25 protein-coding genes and 1 tRNA gene are annotated in these 26,827 nt (G+C 52.7%); 10 read left to right on the forward strand and 16 right to left on the reverse strand.

What is annotated here, in order from left to right:
• Positions 1-749: 749 nt before the first annotated feature.
• Positions 750-1,868 carry a porin OmpC gene (ompC, locus tag B880_RS0108210; RefSeq protein WP_017346908.1) on the forward strand — a complete coding sequence of 373 codons (1,119 nt, stop codon included), beginning with the start codon at positions 750-752 and terminating at the stop codon, positions 1,866-1,868.
• 58 nt (positions 1,869-1,926) lie between these two features.
• Here the strand turns inward: ompC and B880_RS26890 are convergent, their stop codons facing one another.
• The gene (locus tag B880_RS26890; RefSeq protein ID WP_017346909.1) at positions 1,927-2,070 is read right to left on the reverse strand and encodes a hypothetical protein; all 144 of its coding nucleotides are present in this window, start codon (positions 2,068-2,070) and stop codon (positions 1,927-1,929) included.
• 359 nt (positions 2,071-2,429) lie between these two features.
• On the opposite strand from B880_RS26890, the gene apbE reads away from it, so the two are divergent.
• The 3 genes from apbE (at position 2,430) to B880_RS0108235 (ending at position 5,863) form a co-directional block, all read left to right on the forward strand.
• Positions 2,430-3,473 carry an FAD:protein FMN transferase ApbE gene (apbE, locus tag B880_RS0108225; protein WP_272947531.1) on the forward strand — a complete coding sequence of 348 codons (1,044 nt, stop codon included), beginning with the start codon at positions 2,430-2,432 and terminating at the stop codon, positions 3,471-3,473.
• 16 nt (positions 3,474-3,489) lie between these two features.
• Positions 3,490-4,131, forward strand: coding sequence for a DNA oxidative demethylase AlkB (gene alkB / locus B880_RS0108230; RefSeq protein ID WP_017346912.1), 642 nt, complete (start codon positions 3,490-3,492; stop codon positions 4,129-4,131).
• Between the two features lie 79 nt (positions 4,132-4,210).
• Positions 4,211-5,863, forward strand: coding sequence for a multidrug ABC transporter permease/ATP-binding protein (locus tag B880_RS0108235; RefSeq protein WP_017346913.1), 1,653 nt, complete (start codon positions 4,211-4,213; stop codon positions 5,861-5,863).
• Between the two features lie 137 nt (positions 5,864-6,000).
• Here the strand turns inward: B880_RS0108235 and B880_RS0108240 are convergent, their stop codons facing one another.
• Positions 6,001-6,744, reverse strand: a complete 744-nt coding sequence (locus B880_RS0108240; protein WP_017346914.1) for a 4'-phosphopantetheinyl transferase family protein — start codon at positions 6,742-6,744, stop codon at positions 6,001-6,003.
• A 62-nt stretch (positions 6,745-6,806) separates the two neighbouring features.
• Positions 6,807-7,010, reverse strand: coding sequence for a hypothetical protein (locus tag B880_RS0108245; protein WP_017346915.1), 204 nt, complete (start codon positions 7,008-7,010; stop codon positions 6,807-6,809).
• Between the two features lie 272 nt (positions 7,011-7,282).
• Here B880_RS0108245 and B880_RS0108250 point away from each other — a divergent pair, with 272 nt between their 5' ends.
• On the forward strand, positions 7,283-7,609 hold the full coding sequence (locus tag B880_RS0108250) for a hypothetical protein (protein ID WP_017346916.1): 327 nt from the start codon (positions 7,283-7,285) through the stop codon (positions 7,607-7,609).
• Between the two features lie 153 nt (positions 7,610-7,762).
• Here B880_RS0108250 and B880_RS0108255 read toward each other — a convergent pair whose 3' ends face one another.
• Both B880_RS0108255 and B880_RS0108260 read right to left on the reverse strand, forming a co-directional pair.
• Positions 7,763-8,278, reverse strand: a complete 516-nt coding sequence (locus tag B880_RS0108255; RefSeq protein ID WP_017346917.1) for a polyketide cyclase — start codon at positions 8,276-8,278, stop codon at positions 7,763-7,765.
• 176 nt (positions 8,279-8,454) lie between these two features.
• Positions 8,455-9,357 (reverse strand): LysR family transcriptional regulator, encoded by a 903-nt coding sequence (locus B880_RS0108260; RefSeq protein WP_026042498.1) that lies wholly within the window; start codon positions 9,355-9,357, stop codon positions 8,455-8,457.
• Positions 9,358-9,601: 244 nt separating this feature from the next.
• Between B880_RS0108260 and B880_RS0108265 the strand changes: the two genes are divergently transcribed.
• Positions 9,602-10,732, forward strand: a complete 1,131-nt coding sequence (locus B880_RS0108265) for an RNA-guided endonuclease TnpB family protein (RefSeq protein WP_017346919.1) — start codon at positions 9,602-9,604, stop codon at positions 10,730-10,732.
• A gap of 48 nt (positions 10,733-10,780) precedes the next feature.
• On the opposite strand, the gene B880_RS0108270 is transcribed toward B880_RS0108265, so the two are convergent.
• The 5 genes from B880_RS0108270 to B880_RS0108290 all read right to left on the reverse strand — a co-directional run bounded on the left by B880_RS0108270 (position 10,781) and on the right by B880_RS0108290 (position 15,104).
• Positions 10,781-11,560: a TIM barrel protein gene (locus tag B880_RS0108270; RefSeq protein ID WP_017346920.1), complete on the reverse strand. Its 780-nt coding sequence runs from the start codon at positions 11,558-11,560 to the stop codon at positions 10,781-10,783.
• A gap of 124 nt (positions 11,561-11,684) precedes the next feature.
• A complete protein-coding gene (locus B880_RS0108275; protein ID WP_017346921.1) occupies positions 11,685-12,707 on the reverse strand; it encodes an oxidoreductase in 1,023 nt (340 codons plus the stop codon).
• 242 nt (positions 12,708-12,949) lie between these two features.
• Positions 12,950-13,026, reverse strand: a tRNA-Pro gene (locus tag B880_RS0108280).
• Between the two features lie 73 nt (positions 13,027-13,099).
• Positions 13,100-14,854, reverse strand: coding sequence for an LPS biosynthesis-modulating metalloenzyme YejM (yejM, locus tag B880_RS0108285; protein WP_017346922.1), 1,755 nt, complete (start codon positions 14,852-14,854; stop codon positions 13,100-13,102).
• Between the two features lie 22 nt (positions 14,855-14,876).
• The gene (locus B880_RS0108290; protein ID WP_017346923.1) at positions 14,877-15,104 is read right to left on the reverse strand and encodes a YejL family protein; all 228 of its coding nucleotides are present in this window, start codon (positions 15,102-15,104) and stop codon (positions 14,877-14,879) included.
• A 160-nt stretch (positions 15,105-15,264) separates the two neighbouring features.
• Here B880_RS0108290 and yejK point away from each other — a divergent pair, with 160 nt between their 5' ends.
• On the forward strand, positions 15,265-16,269 hold the full coding sequence (gene yejK, locus B880_RS0108295; RefSeq protein WP_017346924.1) for a nucleoid-associated protein YejK: 1,005 nt from the start codon (positions 15,265-15,267) through the stop codon (positions 16,267-16,269).
• Positions 16,270-16,329: 60 nt separating this feature from the next.
• Here the strand turns inward: yejK and rplY are convergent, their stop codons facing one another.
• Together rplY and B880_RS0108305 are read right to left on the reverse strand one after the other, a co-directional pair.
• Positions 16,330-16,611: a 50S ribosomal protein L25 gene (gene rplY, locus B880_RS0108300; RefSeq protein WP_017346925.1), complete on the reverse strand. Its 282-nt coding sequence runs from the start codon at positions 16,609-16,611 to the stop codon at positions 16,330-16,332.
• A gap of 134 nt (positions 16,612-16,745) precedes the next feature.
• The gene (locus B880_RS0108305) at positions 16,746-18,500 is read right to left on the reverse strand and encodes a DEAD/DEAH box helicase (RefSeq protein WP_026042499.1); all 1,755 of its coding nucleotides are present in this window, start codon (positions 18,498-18,500) and stop codon (positions 16,746-16,748) included.
• Between the two features lie 151 nt (positions 18,501-18,651).
• Here B880_RS0108305 and rsuA point away from each other — a divergent pair, with 151 nt between their 5' ends.
• The 3 genes from rsuA to B880_RS0108320 all read left to right on the forward strand — a co-directional run bounded on the left by rsuA (position 18,652) and on the right by B880_RS0108320 (position 21,203).
• Positions 18,652-19,374: a 16S rRNA pseudouridine(516) synthase RsuA gene (gene rsuA, locus B880_RS0108310; protein ID WP_017346927.1), complete on the forward strand. Its 723-nt coding sequence runs from the start codon at positions 18,652-18,654 to the stop codon at positions 19,372-19,374.
• Positions 19,375-19,385: 11 nt separating this feature from the next.
• Entirely contained in the window at positions 19,386-20,582 is a 1,197-nt protein-coding gene (locus B880_RS0108315) for a Bcr/CflA family multidrug efflux MFS transporter (RefSeq protein WP_017346928.1), read from the forward strand.
• A gap of 294 nt (positions 20,583-20,876) precedes the next feature.
• Positions 20,877-21,203, forward strand: a complete 327-nt coding sequence (locus B880_RS0108320; protein ID WP_017346929.1) for a hypothetical protein — start codon at positions 20,877-20,879, stop codon at positions 21,201-21,203.
• Positions 21,204-21,257: 54 nt separating this feature from the next.
• Here the strand turns inward: B880_RS0108320 and yejF are convergent, their stop codons facing one another.
• The 4 genes from yejF to B880_RS0108340 are packed head-to-tail and all read right to left on the reverse strand — an operon-like array spanning position 21,258 to position 26,794.
• Positions 21,258-22,862, reverse strand: coding sequence for a microcin C ABC transporter ATP-binding protein YejF (gene yejF, locus B880_RS0108325; RefSeq protein ID WP_017346930.1), 1,605 nt, complete (start codon positions 22,860-22,862; stop codon positions 21,258-21,260).
• Between the two features lie 2 nt (positions 22,863-22,864).
• A complete protein-coding gene (locus tag B880_RS0108330; RefSeq protein ID WP_017346931.1) occupies positions 22,865-23,887 on the reverse strand; it encodes an ABC transporter permease in 1,023 nt (340 codons plus the stop codon).
• On the reverse strand, positions 23,884-24,975 hold the full coding sequence (locus B880_RS0108335; RefSeq protein WP_017346932.1) for a microcin C ABC transporter permease YejB: 1,092 nt from the start codon (positions 24,973-24,975) through the stop codon (positions 23,884-23,886). Before B880_RS0108335 ends, B880_RS0108330 begins: the two co-directional genes overlap by 4 nt.
• Before the next feature lie 10 nt (positions 24,976-24,985).
• Entirely contained in the window at positions 24,986-26,794 is a 1,809-nt protein-coding gene (locus B880_RS0108340; protein WP_017346933.1) for an extracellular solute-binding protein, read from the reverse strand.
• Positions 26,795-26,827: the final 33 nt, after the last annotated feature.

The raw sequence follows: 26,827 nt of genomic DNA on the forward strand, positions 1-26,827 counted from the left end.
CTGCCATTTTTTTCCAGAACTTTCCTGGTCAAGCCATCATCGCTGCGTCACGTTGTGCCGAAGATAGCAGGCCGATTTCTCACGTTAATTCATCGGATGAAATACACTGAATGATATCTAATAACGCCAGCAGTAGCCTGAAATATACCCGGTGAATTTAGAGGGTTATTTGGTGTTGTAATGAGAGAGGGTTTTTTATTACGTCAGGCAATTAATTATGCGTTACTTTTCCATTTTGTGCTAATTTTAACAAATGGTGCTGGCTGTGGGGTGGCTTATTTTTAGTCGCGGTGAAAGTTTACGGTCACACTTCTCTGGTACAGTATTCAACAGGCGAAAAAAAAGCCAGGCACAAGGCCTGGCGGGAAAATAGGGTAAAACATATCATTCGGGGTGAATGAAGGTAATAATGAAATAAATGATGATAGCGGGCTAATTGTATTCCTACGTCACTACTAAGTTTTATCATTCAGTGCGAAAGGGGGTGTCTTGCTATCATTTTGTTTTTGTTGTGTTTTTTATATTCTTATCAAACTGTGCGATATTTTTAATCCTTCCGTGCTGTTTATTAGCTCCTCTATATTCATATCCCGCAATAACTAATTCGTATTTTGAAACATATATGGATATTTAGTAGCATATTCGTGATAGATTATTGCTCGTCATATATTAACAATGGCTTGCGGCTGGATTTTAAGCGTTCAGTTAGCAGTGGCACACATAACAAATTTATAAATAGAGGGTAATAAATGAAACGTAAAGTTCTCTCCCTGATGATCCCCGCTTTGCTGGTGGCTGGTTCGGCGCACGCAGCAGAAATTTACAACAAAGACGGCAACAAATTAGATCTGTTCGGTAAAGTTGATGGCCTGCACTATTTTTCTAAAGACAGCGGAAGCGATGGCGATCAGTCATATCTGCGTTTCGGCTTTAAAGGCGAAACCCAGATCAGCGATCAGCTGACCGGTTACGGCCAGTGGGAATACCAGGCTGCCCTGAACACGGCTGAATCTGAAGGCACCGCCAACTCTTACACCCGCGTTGGTTTTGCGGGTCTGAAATTTGGCGATGCTGGTTCTATCGACTACGGCCGTAACTACGGCGTAGCGTACGACATCGGTTCATGGACCGACGTTCTGCCAGAGTTCGGCGGCGATACCTATGGCGCGGACAACTTCATGTTCCAGCGTGCTAATGGCCTGCTGACCTACCGTAACAACAACTTCTTCGGCCTGGTCGATGGCTGGAACTTTGCCGTGCAGTATCAGGGCAAAAACGGTAGCTCAAGCGAATCTGCTAACGGCCGTGATGTGCTGAGCCAGAACGGCGACGGCTGGGGTATGAGCACCACCTACGATCTGGGTTCAGGTGTTGCGCTGGGTGCCTCTATGTTCCAGTCTGATCGTACTAACGAGCAGAATGGTCTGACCGCATCGACCGCTAACATCTCTGGTCGTGGTGACAAAGCTGCCGTGTATAACGGCGGTATCAAATACGATGCCAACAACATCTACCTGGCGGCAATGTATGCCCGTGGCTACAACGCTAACCGTTTCGGCTCAAGCGATTCAAGCCTGTATGGCTTCGCAGACAGAACCGACAACTGGGAACTGGTTGCGCAGTATCAGTTCGACTTCGGCCTGCGTCCATCCCTGGCCTTCGTGACTGAACGTGCATCAGGCATCGGCAGCTACGGCAAGCAGAACCTGAAAAAATACGTCGATGTTGGCGCGACTTACTACTTCAACAAAAACATGTCGACCTATGTTGATTACAATATCAACCTGATCAAAGACAACGACTTCACCGAAGCTGCGGGTGTCAACACGGATAACACCGTAGCACTGGGTCTGGTTTACCAGTTCTAATCCCCGCTACAAACGAAAAGCGCAGCCTCGGCTGCGCTTTTTTTTTGCCATGTTCGGGTTATTGCCCAGATGCAGGCCACTTCTTCGGTTTCGCCACCGATTGCGCGACTGCGCCTCCCTCAAATGCGACACCTGCCAGTGTAAAAGCGGAAAAGCGCAGCCAGTGTTGCCAACCTTTGTGTTTGTTCTGAATATTGCTCATGTGACTCTCCACGATTAACCCAAGGTAAACCGTGCAGAAATCGTGCCAAACAGATAGCTCTCAGAGACACAGTCCGGTGTGCGGGTTTGGTACACTGCGCCTCGCTTCAGGCTGGTGCAGCAGTACGCTTTTGGTGCATATCAACGGCGGGATTGGCGTTTTCTGGCGAGTCCGTGGCGGTGACGCTGTGACCACAGACGCCAGCCACTGAACAACAACAATGCTGCGGCAATCGCCAAAATGACATAATAGATCATCGTATGCTCTCCATTTACTACAGTGTGAATTGGGCAACAAGGCAGAGCGTTGCGGTGATAAAACGTGTTAAACAAGTAAAACTCAGTATTACAGGTGATGAATTGACTCTTTATCGGAATGTTCTGCTAATGACGCTGGCGATGGTGCTGGTGGGTTGTGATGGTGCCACACCTGCCGTTGAAAACGGCATGGTGCTGGAAGGCAAAACCATGGGCACTGTGTGGCGCGTAAGCCTGAGTGGGGTCGAGAGCGGACGCCGGGCAGGGCTACAGCAGGCTATTCAACAGCAGTTAGATGCAGACGATCACCAAATCTCCACCTGGAAGAGTGATTCTGTCCTGTCGCGCTTTAATCAGTATCAGGGGAGCGAGCCACAGCCTGTCAGTGCCGATATGGCGGATATCGTGACGGAAGCGCTGCGTATTGGCCAAAAAACGGATGGCGAGATGGATATTACCGTGGGGCCGCTGGTGAATTTGTGGGGCTTCGGCCCGACAAAAGTGCCGACGCATACCCCAAGTGATGCGGAGATCGCCGCCGCCAAAGCTAAAACTGGATTACAACATTTACGGGTGATTCAGGGTGTCTCTGGGCAGTGGTTGCAAAAAGATCTGCCCGGCCTGTATGTTGATCTCTCCACGATGGGGGAGGGTTACGCAACCGATCATCTGGCGCGCTTAATGGAACGCGAGGGGATCACCAATTATCTGGTCTCGGTTGGCGGAGCGGTGCTAAGCCGGGGGAAAAATCCGTCCGGAAACGCCTGGCGCGTCGCGATCCAGAAACCCACCGATCGTGAAAATGCCGTACAGGCGCTGGTTGATCTGCAAGGGCACGGCATCAGCACCTCCGGAAGCTATCGCAACTACTATGAGCTGGATGGCAAAAGACTCTCGCATATCATCGATCCTGCAACCGGACGTCCTATCGAACATCGGTTAGTTTCTGCTACGGTGATCGCCACTACCGCGCTGGAAGCTGATGGCTGGGACACGGGCTTAATGGTGCTTGGCGAGAAGAGAGCGCAAGCGCTGGCGCTGCGTGAACATCTGGCGGTCTATTTGATCACCAAAGAGGCGGACGGATTCCATAGCTGGATGTCACCGCAGTTCCGCAACTTTATTATCGAAAATCCGCAGAAGTAGCGGACTGGAGAAGCCGATGCTGGATCTGTTTAGTGGCGAAGAGCCGTGGCAGGAACCGCTGGCCGAAGGGGCGGTGATTATTCGCCGTCGTGCCTTTGATCAGGGAGAAGCGCTGTTACATGAAATTGCGCGAGTCGCGCAGAGCAATCCTTTTGCACATCGCATCACGCCGGGCGGCTATCGTATGTCAGTTGCAATGACTAACTGTGGTGATGTGGGCTGGTCTTCGGATAGTCGCGGCTATCAATACAGTGAAAAAGACAGCCACAGTCACCAACCCTGGCCTGCAATGCCGGCCCTGTTTCGCCAGTTAGCGCAGGAAGCGGCGGCAGAGGCCGGTTTTCCGGGGTTTAATCCTGACTCCTGCCTGATTAATCGCTACGCACCTGAGACGAAGCTGACGCTGCATCAGGATAAAGACGAACGGGATCTCCATCAGCCGATTGTTTCGGTCTCACTGGGGTTACCCGCGGTATTTCAATTTGGTGGTTTTGAACGTGGCGATAGCACGCAAAAGGTCCTGCTGGAACATGGCGATGTGGTGGTTTGGGGTGGGCCTTCACGGCTCCGCTATCACGGAATTCTGCCGTTAAAAGCGGGCGTACATCCGCTGGCGGGGGCGTTTCGCTACAATCTCACCTTCCGCCGCGCTTTCTGACTCCGGCTAAACGATTCTGATTGCGATTCGCGGCTGGCACATTACACTGCTGGCTGTTCTTCTTTAGCCGGATTTTGACATGGCGCTGCTCAACGTTGTTTTTCGCCAGTTTCGCTGGCCTTTTCTGGGTGTTATTGCACTGACGCTGCTCAGTGCCGTGGTGGGTATCGGCATGATTGCCTTTATCAACCGTGAAATGATTGTGTCTGTTAACGGTTCATGGCTGGTTCTGCCACAGTTCCTGTTATTACTGCTGGCGTTAATGGCGGTGACATTGGGCGCGCAGCTAGCGCTGACGCTGCTCGGCCACCATTTCGTCTGGCGGATGCGCGGTGAGTTTATCAAACGTATTCTCGATACGCGCATCGCCCGCATTGAACAAATTGGCAGCGCGCAACTGCTTGCCGGACTGACCAGCGACGTGCGTGCCATTACTATCGCCTTTGTCCGCCTGCCTGAACTGATTCAGGGTGTCATCATTACCCTTGGCTCTGCGTTGTATCTTGCCTGGCTCTCGCCACGTATGCTTGCCGTTACCAGCCTGTGGTTAGCGGTCACACTGGTTGGCGGCTGGTTGCTGGTGTCCCGGGTTTACCAGCACATGGCTAAACTGCGTGACGTAGAAGACAATCTGTATCGTGATTACCAAACCATCATTGATGGCCGTAAAGAGTTACAGCTTAATCGTCAACGTGCCCAGCAGATTTATGACACCGTTTATCAGGAAGATGCGCGCGACTACCGCCACCATATCGTGCGGGCGGATACCTTCCATCTCAGTGCGGTGAACTGGTCAAACATCATGACGCTGGGTGCGATTGGCATGGTGTTCTTCATGGCCAATACCCTCGGTTGGGCAGATACCGCGGTAGCAGCAACCTATTCATTAACGCTGCTATTTTTGCGCACACCACTGCTCTCTGCCGTTGGCGCTTTGCCCACCTTGCTCAGCGCACAGGTGGCTTTCAGGAAGCTCAACACCTTTGATTTGGCACCTTATCAGGCCGAATTTACCTCTCCTTCGGCTACCAAAGCCTGGCAAACGCTGGAACTGCGCGATGTCACGTTTCGCTATGGTGAGAATGGATTTGTCGTCGGGCCCGTCAATCTGACGCTGCAACGTGGCGAGCTGGTGTTTTTGATTGGCGGCAACGGCAGCGGGAAATCGACGCTTGCCCTGTTATTGACCGGGCTATATCAGCCGCTGAGCGGGACTTTGCTGATTGATGGCAAGGTCTGCGCGAATCAGGATATCGATGGGTGGCGACAACATTTCTCCGCCGTGTTTACCGATGTCCACTTGTTTGATCGTCTGCTTGGCCCACAAGGCACAGAAGCCGATCCAGCGCTGGTTGAGCAGTGGCTGGTGCGCCTGAAAATGCAGGAAAAGCTCAAGCTTGAGGGCAATCGGGTGCTGAATCTGCAACTGTCAAAAGGGCAGAGTAAGCGGCTGGCATTGCTGTTAGCCGCTGCGGAACAGCGTGATATTCTGCTGCTGGATGAGTGGGCTGCCGATCAGGATCCGCATTTCCGCCGTGTGTTTTATCGTGAGCTGTTACCCTGGCTACAGGAGAGTGGAAAAACCGTCTTCGCCATCAGCCATGACGATCACTACTTCAGCCATGCCGACCGGTTGTTAGAGATGCGCGAAGGTCAGCTGCATGAGCTGACCGGGGCTGAACGAGAACTAGCCTCACGTGATGCGGTAGAGCGCACTGACACGGGCTTTTAACACGGAGTGGGAAAGCTTAGCGAAAAGGCTTATTGGCGAGATGCACAACGAAAGGACTAAGCTAATTCCAGCCCAGACTGAGGTCTGTGCGTCCCTGGAACTTTTTCTGTCGTCTTGTTGTGTTTCTGTATACCGGCTCAGCCCACTTGCTGTGCCGGTTTTTTATTGGCGTCGTAGGTGACCAGCGTGATCACATGCTCATTCACTGGCGTAAACGCGGCCTCGAGCAGCGTTCCCCGTGGGAAGTCCGCATTAAAGTGATGCTCCAGTCGCAGCAGTGCCTTTCCGGCGGGGAGATCGATCTCTACCAGCGCCGCCTGATGAAAATCCATTACCTCGTGCAGTTTAGGCCACAGCGCTTTATACAAACTCTCTTTCAGTGAAAACAGCAGAGTCGCCCCCTCAGCCAGCGTGAGCGGCAGTGACGCTAAGCGCTGTTGCTCCTCTTGGTTCATCAACATTCTGGCGGTTTCCTGCGCCGTTTTTTCTGCCATCACATGTTCAACATCCACGCCCACGCACAATGCCTGCCGGGTAACGGCCAGCACCGCGATCCCCTGGCTGTGAGAGAGCGAAGCATTGAGATTATCTGGCCAGCGTGGAGAGCGGTCTGGCGCATTGGTTAGCAGGAAATTCGGGTGGCCAAAGTCAGCCAACACATTCCGTACCAGGAGGCGGCTGGCGAGATATTCCGCTTTGCGTTTATTGACAGCGCGTTGCAGCGTGGCCGGAAGCGGGACAGCAAACTGGGTTAACAGATCGTCGTGGAAATGGGCAAGATCGAAATGACTTACGGCGATTAAAGGATCGCTTACGCTGCGACTAAAGCCATTAATAAAGCCGCCTGAAAGCAGCTGCTCTGTAGGGGTCGGGTAAAGCATTCACGCTCCGGACGGCAGGGTAAAAACCCATTAAACCAGCCGGGAAGCGTAAGGACAAGGTGTCACTGGTTAGGTGGGATCGCCATGCCTTTCAGCTGTACCACAAAATGGTTCTGGTCTTTAACGATGCGAGCACCGCGATCGCACCAGCGAGACGCCAGGCGGAAAAAGTCATCACTACCAATATCATAGGCCAGTTCGACTTTGCTAATACCTGAATGGAGCAGCTCTTCGGCGTCCTGCAGATTTTTCGCTTTGATAACCATATCGATGTTTCCATCATTTCTCAGGGACCATCAGAATAAGCCTGGAATGTGACGGTTTTGTTTCACTGCGATGAAGTTGTGTCATAAAAACGTCAAAATGTGATCTTGCGCAGAAATGGTTACCGTGATTAATCGGTTTATTATATGGCTTATAGAACTTTCTGGAATGTGAAGTTGTACTGTTTTTAGCGTGTTGTATCAGCTTGACGACAGTTTTTTTCAGGCTAGATTTAAATGGCTACTCATTCTTTCCAATAACAAACGAGGTTTTTATGAAGCTTAAACTTGACACAAATTACCCTGAGTTAGGCGAAAAACTTGAGGCTATCGCTAAAGATAATAGAGTGGATAATCAGGAGGTTATTAGTTTTTCTATTGAAGCAGATAAACTTGCTAGCGGCCTACAGCTCACTTATAGTCAAAACCTACTTACTTCATTCCAGAAAGGTGTTGACGACCTCTCTGATCAGTTACAAAAAATTGGGATTGCGGTACTAAAAAACAAACTGTCGGCTGAAGAGAAAGAGCGAGTCGATAAGCTAGTACAGTTCCAGCTTGCGCAGCTTATTGTCAATTACAATCGTGTGTTAGGAAAGTAAATCAGTTAGGCGTGTAAAATTAAAAAATTAAAAAATTAAAAAATAATATTGTTTGAAAAATATACCCGGCGGAATTTTATAGATAATCAATTAGAAAGAATGCTAATGCGACAGCAGTGCAATCTTCACCGCTATCGCATCAAGGCGTAATAATTAAATCTTAGCTTTCAATGCCGAATCAACCAGCCCATCCAGCCACTCCTGGTGACCGTTGAGCATCGGGTTGGGACGCGTAGCGGCTAATGCTTTGGCGGGTTCACCGTTCTGGGTTTCCTGCGTCAGAATGCGTACGCGGTTATTCGGTAAATCTTCCAGCAGCCATGCATGATGGACATCCAGGCGCTCTGGTGTATTTTTCTCACCCGCCCACCCATGCCAGGCGACGCGAGCAGGCTGGCCATCAGCAGCCGGTACATACTCTACAACCTGAGCTTCAACCGGGAAGCCAAAGGTAGTGAAGTAAAAGCGGACATTATTTTCCAGCTCCGGGCCTTTATTATCATAAAAGCGGATGTCTGCTGAGTTTTTATAGTAATCCGGCCATAAGAATGGCTGATTGAGGAATGGCCAGACATCTTTAACGCTCAGGCCTGAGATAATCATTTCATTAGAAACGAAGTTATCGCTAAAGCCCGGAATAAAACCTTCTGGCCAGATAATTGCGTGCATAGTCAATATCCTGAAATTAAGAGTGGGTCTGAGTGAGATGTCACGTTTACTCTTTTCAACGCCACATCTTGCTATGCACACTATTATCAATACTTTCAGATATCAATCAAATTGATATTATTAATATTCAATATAAATACTTTTATATCACAGCGATTTTATCGGCCCATTTGATGTCAGCGCTGGCTTACTTCCACGCATAAAGCGCGGATCCACTGATGGGCCAGATTGCGATGGGTACGTTCATGCCAGGCCATGCTTTTAGTAAACCCCGGTACTTCCAGCGGCATCGCGACCACGGTCAGGTTGTCTTGTTGACGGACCAGGCGCTGGGGAACCACCGCAATCATATCCGTCCCACGCAATATTTCGGGCAGAACCAGAAAGCTGTTCACCGACATACCCACATGGCGCGTACGTCCTAATCGCGCCAGCGCTTCGTCGGTTACGCCAGTGAATCGTCCCTCAAAAGAGACCAGAATATGCTCCTGCTCGCAGAACTGATCCAACGTCAGCGGGGTGGTGGCGTTCGCCAGGGGATGATGATGGCGCATGACGCAAACATATTGCTCTTGATACAGCGCGCGTCCATGCAGTTCGTCCGACGTGGTCGATGGGGTGACCAGAGCCAGATCGACCTCACCGCGTTCCAGCAGGGCAAACAGGCGGGTGCTGTCCTCCGCACGGACTGCCACGCGAATGCCGGGCGCGCGTTTTTTTAGCGCACTCATCAACGGGACAATAACCGCCTGTAATGCATAATCCGTTGCCATGATGCTGTAGGTCAGTTCTGCGGTTGCCGGATCGAACGTCACGGGTTTTAACAGAACGGAGATATCCGTCAGGATCATTTTGACCGGCACAGCAAGTTCGATGGCGCGCAGCGTAGGTGTCATACCGCGCGGTGTGCGAATAAACAGCGGATCGCCAAAATAATCGCGCATCCGGTTCAACATGCTACTCACTGCGGGTTGTGTCAGGCCAAGGCGTTGAGCCGCACGGGTCACGCTGCCTTCATCAAGCAGAGCATCCAGTGCTTTTAATAAGTTGAGATCCAGCTTTCTGATATCATCATTCATACGGATAACGAGCATCACCTATAAAAATAGTTATAGGATACTAGTCATTGGGAACCTGACTGTCTATGGCGGAGTCAGGAGAGCAAACGCAATGACACCGGGTAACAGGCAGCTACCCGGTGGCACAGGTTTATCAGTTAAGCGCGTAAAACCTCGCCCAATACGGGCGGGGATATAAGCGTGCAGTCGACTTTTACTGTAAATAATGCCAGTATCTTACACAATTAAATTGTGGTGTGTAAAAATGAAGCGCGCCTATAAATATCGGTTTTACCCAACATCTGAACAGGTTGAGCTTTTAGCTCAAACGTTCGGCTGTGTGCGTTTCGTCTACAACTCAATCCTGCGCTGGCGTACCGATACTTTCTATGAAAGAAAAGAGAAAGTGACATACACCAATGCGAGCGCACGACTGACCGCTATGAAAGAAAGCCCTGAGCTTTCATGGCTCAATGACGTTAGTTCTGTCCCTCTGCAACAAGCACTACGCCACCAACAATCGGCCTTTGCTCACTTCTTTTCGGGGCGCGCTAAATATCCTGCATTCAAAAGTAAGCACCATAGGCAATCAGCAACCTTCATGAATACGGCCTTCAAGTATCGTGACGGCAAGCTGTACATGGCCAAAAGCAAAGCGCCATTGGATATTCGTTGGAGCCGCGAACTGTCTTCAACCCCTTCCAGTGTCACCATTTCCAAAGACGCATCAGGCCGATATTTCGTGTCCTGCCTGTGTGAATTTGAATCAAAATCACTGCCTGTCTCTGCAAAAACAACGGGCATTGATGTTGGTTTAACAGATTTGTTCGTCACTGATACCGAATTGAAAACCGGCAATCCCCGCCATACTGCGAAATATGCGAAACGTTTAGCTCTGCTACAGCGCCGCCTGAGCAAGAAGAAAAAAGGCTCAAGTAACCGCGATAAAGCAAAACAGAAAGTCGCAAAACTTCACGCAAAAATTGCTGATTGCCGTCTGGATAACTTGCACAAGTTGTCCCGCAGACTGATCAACGAGAACCAAGTTGTCTGCGTTGAATCCCTGAAAGTGAAAAACATGATCCGCAACCCTAAGCTGTCCAGGGCGATAGCAGACGCAAGCTGGGGCGAATTCACGCGCCAACTGGAATATAAAGCTGACTGGCATGGTCGAACTTTGGTAGCCGTAGATCAGTTTTTCCCCTCGTCTAAACGATGCAATAGTTGCGGCTTTACCCTGTCTAAACTGGCGTTAAATACACGTTCCTGGGTATGCCCTGAGTGCAATACTGACCATGACCGTGACGTTAACGCCGCTAAAAATATTAAAGCCGCTGGTCTAGCGGTGTTAGCCCCCGTGGAGTCTGTAAACCCTAAATCGCATCAAGCGGCTTAGGTTGGACTCTGTGAATTGGGAATCCTCGCCCCTTGGGGCGGGGAGCAGTCAAAAGGTGAAGTGGTCGCGGAACTGCTCAAGTGCCAGGGTGCTGTCGCCGCTGGCCCATCCTTCCATGGCGACGGTGCCCTGATAACCCACCTCGTGCAGCGCGCGGGCGATGGCGCGATAGTTGATCTCTCCGGTGCCTGGCTGCTGGCGACCTGGGACATCGGCCACCTGAATCTCGCCGATGGCGGGGCCAGCGCGACGAATCAGTTCAATCAGGTTGCCTTCACCGATTTGCGCATGATACAGGTCGAGATTCATTTTCAGCGCCGGACTGTTTACCGCTTCGACTAACGCCAGAGTGTCGGCAGCCAGCGCGAACGGCGTACCGGGATGGTCCACCGGCAGATTGAGGTTCTCGAGGGTAAAGACCCGGCCTGCACGTTCACCGAGTTCGGCGACTTTACGTAAAGTCTCGACTGCTTTTAACCACATCGCACCAGTGACGACTTCGACCGGCCTCACAGGCAAGCCACGATCGTCCAGTCCGGTCCCGTGCAGATTCAGCCCCGGACAGTTTAAACGTTCCGCAACCGCCAATGATGCTTCTGCACTCTGTAGCAGCTGTTCGATTTCCGGCTCATCGGTAAAATTACCGCTGAGGTAGCCCGTCATTGAGGTAAAACGCGCACCGGTTGCCACCAGCGCATCGATATCTCTATTCGCCCATCCCCAGATTTCCACCCCAAAACCAAGTTGGTGGATGCGCTTAACGCGCTCAACAAAGGGCAAGTCGAGAAACACCATTTCGGCGCAAACAGAAAGTTGATAACCAGCCATCAAAAGCCTCCAGGCCTGACAGGTTGTTGTTCAGTAACGTCATCGACTGCAATCCTCAGCATCCCATCTCCTGATGCGATGATCTGAAAGCAATACGCAAACGTCGGTACTTATCGAGGAAAATTTATAAAAAATCGATCTTTGTCGCCTGTGGCGTTTTTTCAATCAGCTGCACGGTGGTTAACGTCTCGTTCAGTGCCACAGGGGAGGGGGCTTCACCCAGCATCGCGAGATAGACCGCTGCATAAAATGCCCCATAGCGGCCCACCACTGAGGGGTAGATCGCTTCACTTTGCTGCTGTTCACTACCAGTGATGATTTTACCTGGCTGCGGATCAATGCCCCAACCCGGCGAAGTGGGTACAAGGCCAGCAATCAACGCGTCTTCCTGTGGATCTTGCCCGGTTTTGATGTAACTGCCTTTTGTGCCATCAATCAGGAAGCGCGGCTGTTGCGGAGCACCAAACAAGCTGCCGCGTAAGGAGACATGCAGCGACGCGTAGTTATAGGTGGCATGGAAAAAGTCGGTGGTTTTCGCCCCGACACGGTGTTGGCCCAGCGTCACGTTGCCGGATAAAGGCTGCCCAAACAGATTCACCATTTGGTCAACCAGGTGCGCACCCAGGTCAAACCAAACGCCGCTGCCAGGCGCGTGATTTTCACGCCATCCAGCATCCACCTCGGGGCGGAAGAAGGTGTAGTTCGATTCAAAATACCGAATCTCGCCTACCGCGGCTTCTTTAATCAGCTGGCTGACCGTCAGGAAGTCGCTGTCAAAGCGACGATTCTGGAATGCACACAGGAGATTATTTTTCTGTTTAGCCAGCTCAGCCAGCGCAAGGGACTCGGCGACAGATACCGTAAATGGCTTATCGATGACCACGTTTTTACCGGCTTCCAGCGCCTGTTTTGCCAGAGGAAAATGCAGCTGGTTGGGGGTAGCGATGACGACCAAATCAATATCAGGGGCCTGAATGATGCTTTCCGCATCGTTCACCACGCGATAGGTTTCTCTCTGACCGGCGGTAGCGTGCCGATCGCACACCGCTGCCAGGCTTAGCCCTTGGGTATTGTTGATCAGGTTTGCATGGATATGCTTACCCGAGAATCCATACCCGATTATCCCTACACGATAAACCTGAGACATCTCAATCCTCCACAATCCGATATAGATTGCCAACGTTGGCAATGCGTATGAAATATATTATCAGGAAAAACAAAAAACAAAATATTAGTTTCAATTTGAGATGAGAGCTACGTCACTGTTAACCAGGGCAACAGGCCGAAAAGCCGGATAAACGAGGAAGAAAAGGGGAGTGGTGCCTGGGTGCCACATCAAATCACAGGCAATAAAAAAGCAGCCATAAAAGGCTGCTTTTCTGGGATTATTGGTCGGCACGAGAGGATTTGAACCTCCGACCCCGGACACCCCATGACCGTGCGCTACCAAGCTGCGCTACGTGCCGAACTGTGGAAAAACATACTACCGGGTTTTATTACCAATGCAATATGCTCGTCCGCTAAATGCCTAAAAATTAATCAGTTAGCAATGAAGCGTTTCTCTTCCGTCAGCACTTCCAGCAGCAGGGCAAGCTGCGGTTTATGGTCTTTCAACTGCTTGCCATTGGCGTCATAGGCTTCATAGCTGCCGTTATTGTTGAGCACCAGCGTGACCTGCGGCGTGGTGATAACCAGACGATTCTGTTCACTGCTGGCCACCCAGTCACGATGACGTTGGGTGGTAAACAGGTCTTCACCCTGTGCATAGCTGGCCGGATTGGTATTGGCGTGCAACAGGCGCTGCATCAGTGTGACCATCACATCCTGGTGATCGGTCAGGTGCGTAATGGTCTGCGCTGGCGTATTCGGCCAGTGCACCACTAACGGCACTTGCAGCAGCGAACGGTCACCGGTTGTGGTCCTGGTGTTGTCCAGGTCTACGCCATGCTGCGCGGTTATCACTACCACGGTGTTATCCAGCAATCCGCGCTGCTGTAGTGTATCCAGCACGCTGTGAATTTGATCGTCGAGGCTGCTGGCCTGGCGCTGATAACTTCGCTGCAACGCCTTCGGCGAATCGCCCGTTGGGGTGATGCCATTTAAGGCAACCCAAGAGAACCAGGGGTTTTTGCTACCATTCTGACCATCCAACCAGGTTTGCCACTGGTCAATGGTTTGGCTGTTCGACTGGCTTTTCACCGCAGGCAGGGTGTAATCCGCCAGCAGCGCCTGTCGATAGAGTGGCTGATTAAAGCCATTCGACGAGAACAGCCCAAACTGATAGCCCTGAGTGCTGAGTGCATTCAGTAACGCGGAAGGAATGCGCGCGCCCAGCACGCCCTCCATGTAGCTGGCAGAAATGCCGTAGAACAGACCAAACAGGCCTTTTTCTGCGGTATCACCCGCGCTGAAATGCTGTGTGAACTGCACATTGCTCTGGGCAAATTGATTCAGCTGCGGCAGGGCCTGTGTGGCATTGCTGCCGTTCAGTCCTTCGACCGTCAACACCAGCAGGTTATTGTGCGAGCCACTGTCGCTGAAGGTGACATCATTCAGCGGGTACTGCACTGACAGCGCTTCCGGATCGCCTTGCTGTACCAGACGACGCTGATAAGCCTGCGCATCTAACAGACCGTGGCGCTCCAGGAAGCGACGCGCTGTCATCGGATAGGAGAGCGGCAGGTTGGCACGCTGCATCGTGATCGGACGATAGAAATTGGCATCTGCCCAGATATAGAGCAGGTGGCTGGCAAAAAAGGCGCAGATAAACAGCGCGGCCAGCGGCTTACCGAAGGTGCGACGGTTCAGGCTACGCAGCTTTTGCCAGCTCCAGGTGGCAAATAACATCTCCACCAGGAAGATCACCGGCACACTGATAAACATCAGCTGCCAGTCGCGCGCCATCTCACTTTGGTCAGGGTTAATCACCAGTTCCCACACCACCGGATTGAGATGGAGGTGGAAACGGTTGAAGACGGTACTGTCCACCATCAGCAGCGTGAGGCCGGTGGTGGCAATAATGGCCGACAACACCCGAAGCAGGCGTTGTGACATCACCACAAAGGTGAGCGGGAAAATCACCAGCAGGTAAACGGCAAAGACAATAAAGCTAAAGTGGCCGATCCAACTGCTGTAGGCATAAACCCGCCCCAACAGAGAGGCAGGCCAGTCGGCAACCAACAGGAAGCGGCTACCTAATATCAACGCAAAAAAGATATTAAACAGGGCGAACCAGTGTCCCCAGCTAATCATCTGGGAGACTTTTTCGCGGTAGCGCTGGTGGTTGGTTACCATATTATGCTATCGAATCAGTCAATTAATGGGCTTTGTCATCGTGCACGGAAGCCTGCAAGGCATCGGCGAACGAACGGGCCATCGCGTGGCGTTGGGCCGGCGCAATACTGGTGTTAATCAGGTTCGTGACCATATTGCCCAGTAACATCAGGGAAAGGTCAGTAGGGGTTTTGTGCTTTTCCAGCACTTGCACCAGCTCCGCAAGCAGTTGCTCAACGTGTTCGTCGCTGTAACGGGATGATTGTGGCATAACGTCGACTAATCTCGTTTCAAAAGACGATATATTACCGTAACAGCACACTTTTTTCCCCATCTTTTATCGCAAGCAGTGCGTGTGAATTGTGTTCAGGTGTTGAAAGCCGCAGCGGGCGGTGTTTGAATACGCGCCTGAAATCAGAGGAGAGTAAATAATGAGTGTGGATATCAGCCAGATTGCCCTGCACCAGTTGGTCAAGCGTGAGGAAAACCAGCTTGATGTGGTGCTGCGTGATTCACTATTGCCTACGAATGCCACGGCAGAAGAGATGGTAGAAGAGCTGCACCGTGTTTACAGTGCAAAAAACAAAGCCTATGGGCTGTTTGACGCGGAAAGTGAACTGGCTGAAGCGCTACGCAATTGCCGCAAGGGACAGGATGATTTTCTGGCCTTTAGCCGCGCAGCGACCGGTCGGCTACGTGACGAGTTAGGTAAATACCCGTTTGCCGAAGGCGGCGTGGTGCTGTTTATCCACTACCGTTACCTCGCGGTGGAGTATCTGCTGGTGGCGGTGCTGAGTAGCCTGAGCAGTATGCGCGTTAATGAGCAACTGGATATCAGCTCAACGCACTATCTTGACATCAACCATGCAGATATTGTCGCGCGTGTTGATCTGACCGAGTGGGAAACCAACCCTGAATCGACCCGTTACCTGACGTTCCTGCGCGGGCGAGTTGGCCGTAAGGTATCTGATTTCTTTATGGATTTCCTCGGTGCCAGCGTCGGCCTCGACACCAAAGCGCAGAACCGTGGCTTGTTACAGGCGGTGGATGATTACTGTGCGGAATCCAACCTCGATAAAAACGAGCGTCAAAACTACCGTCAGCAGGTTTACAGCTATTGTAATGAGCAATTGCAGGCGGGCGAGGAGATTGCGCTGGAAGAACTCTCTAACGAGTTGCCTCCGCTGGGTGAGAAAAGTTTCCAGGCGTTTACTCAGGACCAGGGTTATGAACTGGAAGAGCACTTCCCGGCAGATCGCAGTACGTTACGCCAGCTCACCAAATATGCGGGCAGCGGCGGTGGGTTGACGCTAAACTTTGATGCCATGCTGTTAGGCGAGCGCATTTTCTGGGACCCGGCAACCGATACGCTAACCATTAAAGGCACGCCACCCAACCTGCGCGACCAGCTGCAACGCCGCACCGGCAAGCCGTAAATCGCAGACATAAAAAAACGCCGCAGATGCGGCGTTTTTTAATCAACTCGTCAGCAGCGATTAAGCGCGAACGAAGTCGATGTGGTGCAGTTTTGGCTTGAACGGGTGACGCTGAACAGCCTGCACTTTAACTTTAACTTCTTTACCATCAACAACCAGGGTCTGAACTTCGTCGTAGAACTCAGGTTTTGCCTGAGCGTTCATTACGAAGTCGTGATCCAGTTCGATAGCAACAGCAGCTTCTTCACCACCATAAATGATCGCTGGGAATTTGTTAGCTGCGCGCAGGCGGCGGCTCGCACCCTTACCCTGCTCTTTACGTACTTGTGCAATAATAGACATTCTAATTCTCTTTTAGCTAGCCTGTTACAGGCGACCCAGCAACAGGGATTGATTCAGATTGTGCTGATGCATAAGCAAAAGCGGGCGGGATTATAGCCTCTTTGCGTATCGCGGGCAAATGGTTTGCCCCGCGCTCAGCGCAACTCATTGGCGCGACGAAAGCGCCCCTGGTAATCAAACAATTTCTCACGCACCTGCCAGTACTGGCCTTTCATCCGTCCAACGACAAAATCGGGGTGGCGGAGGAGTGGCTGCATCGCAACGACGTCCGCCGCCGTTTCCCAGCCTAAGGGCACGCCCGGTGCGCGCTGGTGTGGACGCATAAACAGATACTCAAACGCTTTACGCTGCGCTGGCGTGTGCAGGCGGTAACGTTCGCTCAGGCTGGTGCCTTCTTCATCGTAATAGACCGCTTTCAGCCACTCGCCTTTATCATCTTTGCCGTGCGTGAGTTCCATACCCCCACAGCGCAGGACCAGCGCGTCTTTCAGCTTCAGTGCGGCTTTCAGCATATCGTCCGGGTCCACCAACACCCCGGCACACTGATGGCACTGACGGGCGGCAATGTCATTTTCTGCGCCACAGTGCGGGCAGCTTTTACTGCGGAAACGGTAATCACACTGTTCACGCTCGCCCTCATCATCGGCAAAAATGCCCTGGCAGCGGCGGCCAAAATGTTCGATCACCGTGCCATCGGATGTGGCTTTGCCCCAAAAGGTGTTGGCGAACCCACAGGCAGGGCAGAACACCTGCACCGGTTGGTTATCGCTTTTGCCTTTGGCGCTGCCCACTTCGGGCGTGTAGAGGTCGTGTGGATTACCGGCGTAATCAAGGATCAAGCAGTCACTTTTACCGGGGAACAGACGCAGGCCGCGTCCGACGATTTGCTGATACAGGCTGACGGATTCGGTCGGGCGAAGAATGGCGATTAAATCGACGTGTGGCGCGTCAAAACCGGTGGTCAGCACGGCGACGTTCACGAGGAATTTCAGCTGCTGGGCTTTAAAGGCGCGAATGATGCTGTCACGTTCGCTGGCCGGGGTTTCTGCTGAAACCAACGCGCTGTCTTCAGGCAACAGCGCCAGAATTTCACGGGCATGCAGCACGGTGGAAGCAAAAATCATTACGCCGCGCCGCTCTTCGGCCATGTCGACAATCTGGCGTAAAATATGCGGTGTGACACGCTGTTGCTGCTGTAATTCCCGGTTGAGATCGGCTTCGCTGAACAGCCCATTGGTCTGTGCCACCAGACGGCTAAAGTCATACTGCACCACCGGCATGTCCAGGCGCTCAGGCGGCACCAGAAAGCCGTGTTTGATCATATAGCGCAGCGGCAGTTCAAAAATGCAGTCACGAAACAGCGCCTTTTCATCACCGCGTACCATACCGTGATAGTGGTAGCGATAAATCCAGCCTTTACCGAGGCGGAATGGGGTTGCGGTCAGGCCCAGGAGCCGGAGCTGCGGATTCTGCTGGCGCAGCTGACTGAAAATTTGCTGATACTGGCTGCCGCTGTCGTCACCAATACGGTGGCACTCATCGACAATAATCAGGGAAAAAGCGCCATCGAACTGGTCGAGATTACGCGCCACGGACTGCACGCTACCAAACACCACCTTGCCGCTGGACTGCTTCTGCTTCAGGCCGGCGGCAAATATGTCCGCTTCAAGCCCATAAGCCTGATATTTCGCGTGATTCTGCTCAACCAACTCTTTTACGTGCGCCAGCACCAGAACGCGTCCACGCGCCAGGCGAGCCAGTTCGGCAATCACCAGGCTTTTCCCGGCGCCGGTGGGCAACACGATCACCGCAGGATCGGGGTGACGGCGAAAATGAGTGAGGGTGGCTTCCACCGCATCTTTTTGATAGGGACGTAAACTGAATGACATGGGCATCACTTTTTCGGAACTGGCTGCCATTATTGCATGAAAGCGGATGAAACACCGAGCACAGCACTGTTAGCGCCAGGCAGATCCGGCTATACTTCCCGCACTTTTTACGGGGTAAATGGTTCCCCGCAGTAACAGGCAAAACTCTCCCATGCGACTCGACAAATTTATTTCCCAGCAACTTGAAATCAGCCGTGCGATCGCGGCACGTGAACTGCGCGCACGCAAAATCACCGTCGATGGTGAAGTGGTCCGTGACGGCGCGTTCAAACTGTTGCCGGAACATGAAGTGGAATATGACGGCAACCCGCTGAAACAGCAGATTGGGCCGCGCTACTTCATGCTGAACAAGCCGCAGGGATATGTCTGCTCAACTGACGATCCCGATCACCCCACCGTACTCTACTTTATTGAAGAGCCGGCAGTGGGCAAGCTACATGCGGCGGGCCGTCTGGATATCGATACCACCGGATTGGTGCTGTTAACCGATGACGGACAGTGGTCACATCGCATTACCTCACCACGCCACCATTGTGAAAAAACCTATTTTGTCACCCTGGAAAATCCTTTAGAGGAAGCGCTGATCGCACAGTTCGCGGCGGGCATTCAGCTCCACGGTGAAAAAGAGCTGACCAAACCGGCGGAACTGGACATTCTCTCTCCGCTGGAAGCACGCGTGACGCTAAGTGAAGGCCGCTATCATCAGGTGAAGCGGATGTTTGCCGCCTCAGGCAACCACGTTGTGGCACTGCATCGTGAAAGTATTGGTGGGATCATCCTGGATGAAGATCTTGAAGAAGGTGAATACCGCGAGCTCACGGAAGAAGAGATTGCCAGCATCGGCATGCCCGATGAGCTGAAACAGCAGCGATAACCGGAGCAAACGTGCGTCAGGAAAAAAATTCACCGGTGGGTCTGGTCATCATCCTCGGCTTGCTCGCTATGTTGATGCCTCTTTCCATCGATATGTATTTGCCCGCGATGCCGCAGATCGCCCGCGAGTTTGCGGTGAGTGCGGGCAGCGTACAAATGACGCTAAACCTCTACATTTTGGGGTTTGCTATTGGTCAGTTGGTCTACGGGCCGCTGGCGGATAGCTATGGGCGTAAGCCGGTTATTGTACTGGGAACCTTGATCTTTGCCTGCGCTGCGGCAGCTTGTGCGCTGTCACAGTCGGTAGACTATCTGATCGCAATGCGTTTCCTGCATGGCCTGGCTGCGGCCGCCGCCAGCGTGGTGATTAACGCCCTGATGCGCGACAGCTACGCCAAAGAGGACTTCTCCCGCATGATGTCGTTTGTCATGCTGGTCACCACCATTGCACCGTTAGTCGCCCCCATTCTTGGTGGCTGGCTACTGCTGCTGTGGAGCTGGCACGCGATTTTCTGGGCGCTCTCGATTGCCGGGTTAATCACCACGTTGCTGGTGGTCACTCAGATTCGTGAAACCCTGAAACCGGAGCAGCGCCAGCGTTTTCATCTGCGTACCACGCTGGGTAATTTTGTGCTGCTGTTCCGCCATAAACGGGTCTTCAGCTATATGCTGGCCAGTGGCTTTTCTTTCGCCGGGCTGTTTACCTTTCTCAACGCTGGCCCGTTTGTCTACATCGAAGTGAACCATGTTTCACCGCAGAATTTTGGCTACTATTTCGGCCTTAACGTGGTGTTCCTGTTCATTATGACGTTGATCAACAGCCGCGCGGTTCGTCGGGTAGGGCCGCTCAAAATGTTCCGTTTTGGGCTGTTAGTCCAGTTTATTACCGGGTTGTGGCTGCTGTTGGTCAGCGCGCTCCATCTGGGGTTCATCCCCCTGGTGCTGGGCGTGGCGATGTTTATTGGCTGCGTGTCCACTGTCTCTTCAAATGCGATGGCCGTGGTACTGGATGAGTTCCCACACATGGCCGGTACGGCATCCTCGCTGGCTGGAACCTTGCGTTTTGGCGTTGGGGCTTTGGTCGGGGCATTGCTCTCCCTGGTGAGCTTTGACAGTGCCTGGCCGATGGTCGGCACGATCGCCGCCTGTGCCACCATTTCCATATCGCTGTTCTTCTACGCATCCCGTCCTCATATGCAGCCGCAATAAGCGGCTGCAGTTTCGTTTGTTCCTCTTCAAGACAAAATAATGTTTCTTTCTTGTGAATTTAAAGAGACAAGAAAGTAACGAAATAGCGTCTAAAATGATTGTATAAGTACTGCTATCGCGGTACATATAGCCCTTAGTGAGATCTGGAGCACAATTTAAATGGCCGGGCTCATTTTTATATTAAAAACGAGAAGGTAAGCCTTGACGTCCGTGGATTGAAATACCGGGAACAGGGGTTCACAACGCAATCGTCGTTGTTCTGAATAATTACAGGTCCATTCTGGGGACACTACTATGCTACAACTTTCGGTTGTGCACCGGCTGCCGCAGCGCTTCCGCTGGGTTAGCGAACACCATAGTGCGGTAGAGATTGCGGAAGCGGGCGGGCTGATTAATGATGCTGATGTGGTAGCGCTACGCTTAATCAGCCACGATGGTTCATCTGCCTGGGAAATTTTGCGCCAGCTACAGGCGACACTGCGCGATATTCAGATTGAATGCCGGGTTGCCGAGTGTGGCGGCTATCCTTGCCTGTTGGTGCCTTGCGGTGATGAGAGCACCACCAACTGCTGCCTGAAAAATCAGGGTGTGGCGATCGCCGAAACGTTCCCGGGTCACTAAATAACCCTGTTGCCAGTGCAATTCACCAATGCGCGAGTAAGACGTAGCGAGCCGTCACTTCGCTGGCTGATCCAGCGCTGAAGCCAGCAGCTCGCGCGTATAATCCGTGCCTGGTGCAGAAAACAGCGTCTCACAATCCCCTTGTTCAACCACTTCTCCCTGTCGTAATACCACCAGTTGATGGCAAAGCGAGCGCACCACCTGTAAATCATGGCTGATAAACAGGTAGGCTAACTGACGCTGCTGTTGCAGGCGACGCAGTAAGGTCAATACCTGTTTCTGCACGGAACGATCCAGGGATGACGTTGGTTCGTCGAGAATGATCAGCTGCGGCTCAAGAATCAGCGCCCTGGCAATGGCAATTCGCTGACGCTGGCCACCGGAGAATTCAGCCGGATAGCGCTGACGGCTCTCAACATCTAACCCGACTTCGGCCATCACAGCCTTTACTTTCTCTTCCTGTTCGGCAGCACTGAGCTCTGGCTGATGCACGCTCAGTCCTTCCGCAATAATCTGCTGTACCGTCATGCGCGGATTCAGGGATGAATTAGGGTCCTGAAACACCACCTGGATACGTTTACGTAAAGGTAACAGCTGTTTACGGCTGAGCTGGTGCAAAGGATGATCGTCAAACCAGATTTCACCCTGTGCCCGGAGCAATCGCAATAGGGCTAGCGCCGCCGTACTTTTTCCTGAGCCGGATTCACCCACCAACCCCAGGCTTTCACCCCGGCGTAGGGTAAAACTCAGTGCGTTTAGCACCACTTTGTCGTCAACTTTGCGTTTGAACAGCCCCGACTTACGAGGAAAACTCACCTGTAAGCTGCGTACTTTTAGCAGCACGGCGGCATCGGCTGCTAATGGCAGGGCACGGCCTTCTGGCTCTGCGGCCAACAGTTCGCGCGTGTACGGGTGCGAGGGATGTTGAAACAGCGCGGTGGTCGTGCTGCTCTCCAGCGCGCGCCCATCCCGCATTACGGTCACGCGCTGTGCCAGCTGACGTACAATGTTCAGGTTATGGGTAATAAACAACATCGCCATATTCAGCTCACGCTGTAGCTCGCGGAGCAAGTGCAGGATTTGTGCCTGTACGGTGACATCCAGCGCGGTGGTGGGTTCATCGGCAATCAGCAGACGCGGTTGGGTGAGCAGGGCCATGGCGATCATGATGCGTTGGCGTTCGCCGCCGGAAAGCTGGTGTGGAAAATCCTGAAGGCGTGACAGTGGCTGGCGAATGCCTACACGATCCAGCCAACTGAGGATCTCGCCGCGTGCCGCTTCACGGCGCATCCCGCGGTGCAGAGAAAGCACCTCGTAGAGCTGCTTTTCTACCGTATGCAACGGATTGAGCGAGACCATCGGCTCCTGAAAAATCATCGCCATCTGATTGCCGCGCAGGCCACGCAGCGTGCGTTCGCTGGCTTTTAGCACATCGTTACCGGCAAACAGGATCTCACCGCTGGTGTAGCTGACGTTGGCGGCGGGGAGCAGTTGCATCACGGAGAGGGCAGTTACGCTCTTCCCGGAGCCGGATTCGCCCACCAGCGCCAGCGTCTCTCCCGCGTCGATCTGCAAGGAGAGATCGTTGACCACGGGGCGTAGCTGGTCGCCCTGGCGAAAGGCCAGGGAGAGATGATTAATGCTCAGTAGCGGCGACATAGTTAGCTTCCTCGGCTGGGATCGAAGGCATCGCGCACCGCTTCACCAATAAAAATCAGCAGCGAAAGCAGCAGTGCAAGCGTAATAAAGGCGGAAACACCGAGCCACGGGGCCTGGAGGTTATTTTTACCCTGTAACAGTAACTCTCCCAACGAAGGCGATCCGGGGGGTAAGCCGAAGCCAAGAAAATCAAGCGAGGTCAGCGTTGTGATTGACCCGCAGAGAATAAAGGGCAGGAAGGTTAAGGTTGCCACCATCGCATTCGGCAGCATGTGGCGTAACATGATGCGACCATCGCTGACGCCTAATGCCTGCGCCGCGCGGATATAGTCAAAGTTGCGGGTACGCAGGAATTCCGCTCGCACCACCCCTACCAGACTCATCCAGCCAAAGACAATCGTGACCAGCAACAGCCACCAAAAGCCGGGCTGGATCACGCTGGAAAGCAGAATCAGCAGAAACAGCGACGGCATACCAGACCACACTTCAATTAAGCGCTGGCCAATTAAGTCGACCTTGCCGCCAAAGTAACCCTGTACGGCACCCACTACAATGCCAATGACGCTAGAGACCAGCGTCAGCATCAGCCCAAACAGCAGTGAGATACGGGTGCCGTATAAAATGCGTGCCAGCACATCACCGCCATTGGCATCGGTTCCTAACCAGTTTTGCCCTGACGGAGGAGAAGGAAAGGGGAGCTGTGATGAGAAGTTGATGCTGCTATCGCTATAGCGAATCGGTGCCCACAACACCCAACCTTGCTGTTCAAGGCGCTGGCGCAGCCAGGGGTCCTGATAATCGGCGGCGGTGGCTAAATCGCCGCCGTAATCACTTTCACTGTAATTTTTCACCAGTGGGAAGTACCAGCGTTGCTGATAGTGCACTAGCAACGGTTTCTCGTTGGCTAACAATTCTGAACCGAGGCTCAGAATAAACAGCAGCAGAAAAATCCACAGTGACCAGTAACCGCGCCGGTTATGACGAAAGCGCTGCCAGCGTTGTTGATTGACCAGCGAAAGTCTCATTTGCGTCCCTCAAAATCAATGCGCGGGTCCACCAGCGTGTAAGTCAGATCGCTGAGAATATTCATCAGTAAACCAATCAGGGTAAAGATATACAGCGTGCCAAACATCACCGGGTAGTCACGTTGGATGGTGGCATCGTAGCCCAGTAGCCCCAAACCATTGAGAGAGAACATCACCTCAATCAGCACCGAACTGGTGAAGAACATGCTGATAAATGTGGCCGGGAAGCTGGCAATCACCAGCAGCATCGCATTGCGGAACACATGATGATAAAGGATGCGCCCCTCATCGAGGCCTTTAGCCCGCGCGGTGACCACGTACTGTTTGCGAATTTCATCGAGGAACGCATTCTTGGTCAGCATCGTCAACGTCGCGAAGCCGCCAATGACCGTAGCTAACACTGGCAAACTGATGTGCCACAAATAGTCGGTGATTTTGCCGTACCACGGCAGGCTATCGAACTGGGGTGAGGTGAGGCCACGCAGCGGGAACCAGTCAAGATAGCTCCCGCCCGCAAACAGCACAATCAACATAATGCCAAACAAGAAGGCGGGGACGGAGTAGCCGATGATAATCAGCGTGCTGCTCCAGATATCAAAGGCGCTGCCGTTGCGTACCGCTTTACGCACCCCGAGGGGAATCGACACCAGATAGATAATCAAGGTGCTCCATAGCCCGAGGCTTATGGAGACCGGTAAGCTCTCTTTAATTAACTGAATCACGGAGGCGCTGCGGAACAGGCTGTTACCAAAGTCGAAGCGCACGTAATCCCACAGCATATCGACATAGCGCCGCCACAGCGGTTTATCGAAGCCGTAGCGGTGCTTAATTTCGGCGATCACTTCGGGATCAAGGCCGCGTGCGCCGCGATATTGGGTGCTGGCGGGATTGTCCATCGCCTGACGTCCGTGGCTGACGCTGGTATCCATATTGCCGGGCAGACCGTTGCTGCGGCCAAACTGAATATTGGCGAGTGCCTGATCGACTGGCCCTCCTGGCGCGATCTGAACAATAAAGAAATTGAGTGTGATGATCGCCCATAAGGTGGGGATCACCAGCAGTAATCTACGCAGAAAATAAGCGGGCAAACCGATCTCCTCAGCGACGATCCGCCGGCAGGCGGGCAGCTTTGTTGACATCGTACCACCAGGTATCCAGCCCGGTGCTAAACGCAGGCTTGATTTCCGGGTGGGAGAATTTATCCCAATAGGCCATACGCTGATCGGCGTTATACCATAGCGGGATCATGTACGCATTCCACAGCAGGATGCGATCCAGCGCCTGACCCAAGGGCAGCAGGCGTTTTTCATCACCCTGACTGGCGATGATCAGCTTGATAAACTGATCGACCAGCGGATCTTTCACCCGACCACTGTTCCAGGATGAGGAGATGTAGTCGGACTGCCAGACAAAACGCAGGTCAGGCGAAGGGAAGGGCATTGCGAGGTACATGGTGGGGATCATATCGTAATCCCCTTCTCGCAGGCGGCGTAAAAACTGTGATGTATCGACCTGGCGCAGTGTCATGGTAATCCCAAGACGTGCGAGGCTGTGTTGGAAGGGAAGTGCCCACTCACTGGGTGTGCCAGACCGGAGTAATAGCTCGAAGGTGAAAGGCTGCCCGGTGACGGCATTCACCAACCGCTGATTTTTCACTACCCAGCCTGCTTGTTGAAGTAAATCTAGTGCTTTCAGTAAGTTGTCACGATTAAAACCGCTGCCATCGGTGTGCGGTGGTTGATATTCATCATCAAAGACCGCCGCGGGCAGCTGCTTTTTATACGGGGCGAGCAGGACCAGCTGATCGGCATCCGGGTAGCCTTTTGCCGCATAGGCAGTGTTCTGGAAGTAGCTGTCGGTACGCTTATAAGCGCCATAGAACAGCGCTTTGTTCATCCACTCAAAATCAAAGGCCAGCGTTAATGCCTGGCGCACCCGGCGATCGGCAAACAGTGGGCGCTCATTATTGAACGCTAGCCAGCGCGTGTCCGTGGCGGCAGTGTTGGGCGCGGTGTATTTCACTATTTGATGATTATCGAAGTTGCGTCCCTGGTATTCCGTTGCCCACTTTTTTCCGGACGATTCAGCACGCAGGTCGTAGGCGCCCGCTTTAAACGCCTCGAACGCGACATTGTCATCCAGGTAGTAGTCATAACGCAGCGTATCGAAATTAAACCGTCCAAGATTCACCGGTAAATCCGCCGCCCAGTAATTTTTTACCCGACTGTATTCAATAAACTGGCCCTGTTTCCAGCGGGTGATCTGGTAGGGGCCGCTGGAGAGTGGCGGGGAACCTAGGGGTTCATTGAATTTTTTATCGTGCCAGAAGGCTTCAGGTAACACGGGTAACGTCAGCCAGCCAAGAATTTGGTCTTTATCGGGATGCGGTAAATCAATTCGCACTGTCAGCCGGTTCAGGGCGGTGACGGTCACGCCCCGATAGGCCACGCGGAATTGTGGTACACCTTCGGTCATAAACTTTTTAAAGGTAAAGGCGACATCCTGCGCGGTAATGGCTGTGCCATCTTGAAACTGCGCGCGCGGGTTAATACTGACTTCCATCCAGTGAAAATCGCTGGGGTAACGGGCAAAGGAGGCGATAAGCGGGTAGTAGCTGCCGGCTTCATCATCAGAGGTGGTAAACAGGCCGTCATAGAGCGTATCGGTCCCGATTGCAGGATTACCGCGCGAGGCATAACGATTGAAATTGTCGTAGGTGCCCACCACAGCCATGGTCATCTTGCCGCCTTTGGGCGCCGCCGGATTGACGTAATCATAGTGATTAAAATCAACTGCATATTTGGGTTCACCCAGCCGCGCAAAGGCATAGCTATCATGGATGGTGGCCGCGCGTAGCGGTGTAGTCAGGCTCGCCAGCAGCAGGATGAAAACAAAGCGCAGTAGCATGGGTCAGGCAATTCCTCTTCAACATAGCATTGC

The organism is Pantoea sp. A4, from assembly GCF_000295955.2.
Classification (GTDB): domain Bacteria; phylum Pseudomonadota; class Gammaproteobacteria; order Enterobacterales; family Enterobacteriaceae; genus Pantoea; species Pantoea multigeneris.

Bases quoted from the DNA above. Each gene is read 5' to 3' on its own strand.
- B880_RS0108255 (WP_017346917.1), bottom strand. From the start codon at position 8,278: ATGCACGCAATTATCTGGCCAGAAGGTTTTATTCCGGGCTTTAGCGAT.
- rsuA (WP_017346927.1), top strand. From the start codon at position 18,652: ATGCGACTCGACAAATTTATTTCCCAGCAACTTGAAATCAGCCGTGCG.
- rplY (WP_017346925.1), bottom strand. From the start codon at position 16,611: ATGTCTATTATTGCACAAGTACGTAAAGAGCAGGGTAAGGGTGCGAGC.
- B880_RS0108245 (WP_017346915.1), bottom strand. From the start codon at position 7,010: ATGGTTATCAAAGCGAAAAATCTGCAGGACGCCGAAGAGCTGCTCCAT.
- B880_RS0108320 (WP_017346929.1), top strand. From the start codon at position 20,877: ATGCTACAACTTTCGGTTGTGCACCGGCTGCCGCAGCGCTTCCGCTGG.
- yejM (WP_017346922.1), bottom strand. From the start codon at position 14,854: ATGGTAACCAACCACCAGCGCTACCGCGAAAAAGTCTCCCAGATGATT.
- B880_RS0108340 (WP_017346933.1), bottom strand. From the start codon at position 26,794: ATGCTACTGCGCTTTGTTTTCATCCTGCTGCTGGCGAGCCTGACTACA.
- B880_RS0108265 (WP_017346919.1), top strand. From the start codon at position 9,602: ATGAAGCGCGCCTATAAATATCGGTTTTACCCAACATCTGAACAGGTT.
- B880_RS26890 (WP_017346909.1), bottom strand. From the start codon at position 2,070: ATGAGCAATATTCAGAACAAACACAAAGGTTGGCAACACTGGCTGCGC.
- B880_RS0108275 (WP_017346921.1), bottom strand. From the start codon at position 12,707: ATGTCTCAGGTTTATCGTGTAGGGATAATCGGGTATGGATTCTCGGGT.
- yejK (WP_017346924.1), top strand. From the start codon at position 15,265: ATGAGTGTGGATATCAGCCAGATTGCCCTGCACCAGTTGGTCAAGCGT.
- B880_RS0108250 (WP_017346916.1), top strand. From the start codon at position 7,283: ATGAAGCTTAAACTTGACACAAATTACCCTGAGTTAGGCGAAAAACTT.
- B880_RS0108270 (WP_017346920.1), bottom strand. From the start codon at position 11,560: ATGGCTGGTTATCAACTTTCTGTTTGCGCCGAAATGGTGTTTCTCGAC.
- alkB (WP_017346912.1), top strand. From the start codon at position 3,490: ATGCTGGATCTGTTTAGTGGCGAAGAGCCGTGGCAGGAACCGCTGGCC.
- B880_RS0108330 (WP_017346931.1), bottom strand. From the start codon at position 23,887: ATGAGACTTTCGCTGGTCAATCAACAACGCTGGCAGCGCTTTCGTCAT.
- B880_RS0108290 (WP_017346923.1), bottom strand. From the start codon at position 15,104: ATGCCACAATCATCCCGTTACAGCGACGAACACGTTGAGCAACTGCTT.
- ompC (WP_017346908.1), top strand. From the start codon at position 750: ATGAAACGTAAAGTTCTCTCCCTGATGATCCCCGCTTTGCTGGTGGCT.
- B880_RS0108305 (WP_026042499.1), bottom strand. From the start codon at position 18,500: ATGTCATTCAGTTTACGTCCCTATCAAAAAGATGCGGTGGAAGCCACC.
- B880_RS0108260 (WP_026042498.1), bottom strand. From the start codon at position 9,357: ATGAATGATGATATCAGAAAGCTGGATCTCAACTTATTAAAAGCACTG.
- yejF (WP_017346930.1), bottom strand. From the start codon at position 22,862: ATGTCGCCGCTACTGAGCATTAATCATCTCTCCCTGGCCTTTCGCCAG.
- B880_RS0108240 (WP_017346914.1), bottom strand. From the start codon at position 6,744: ATGCTTTACCCGACCCCTACAGAGCAGCTGCTTTCAGGCGGCTTTATT.
- B880_RS0108235 (WP_017346913.1), top strand. From the start codon at position 4,211: ATGGCGCTGCTCAACGTTGTTTTTCGCCAGTTTCGCTGGCCTTTTCTG.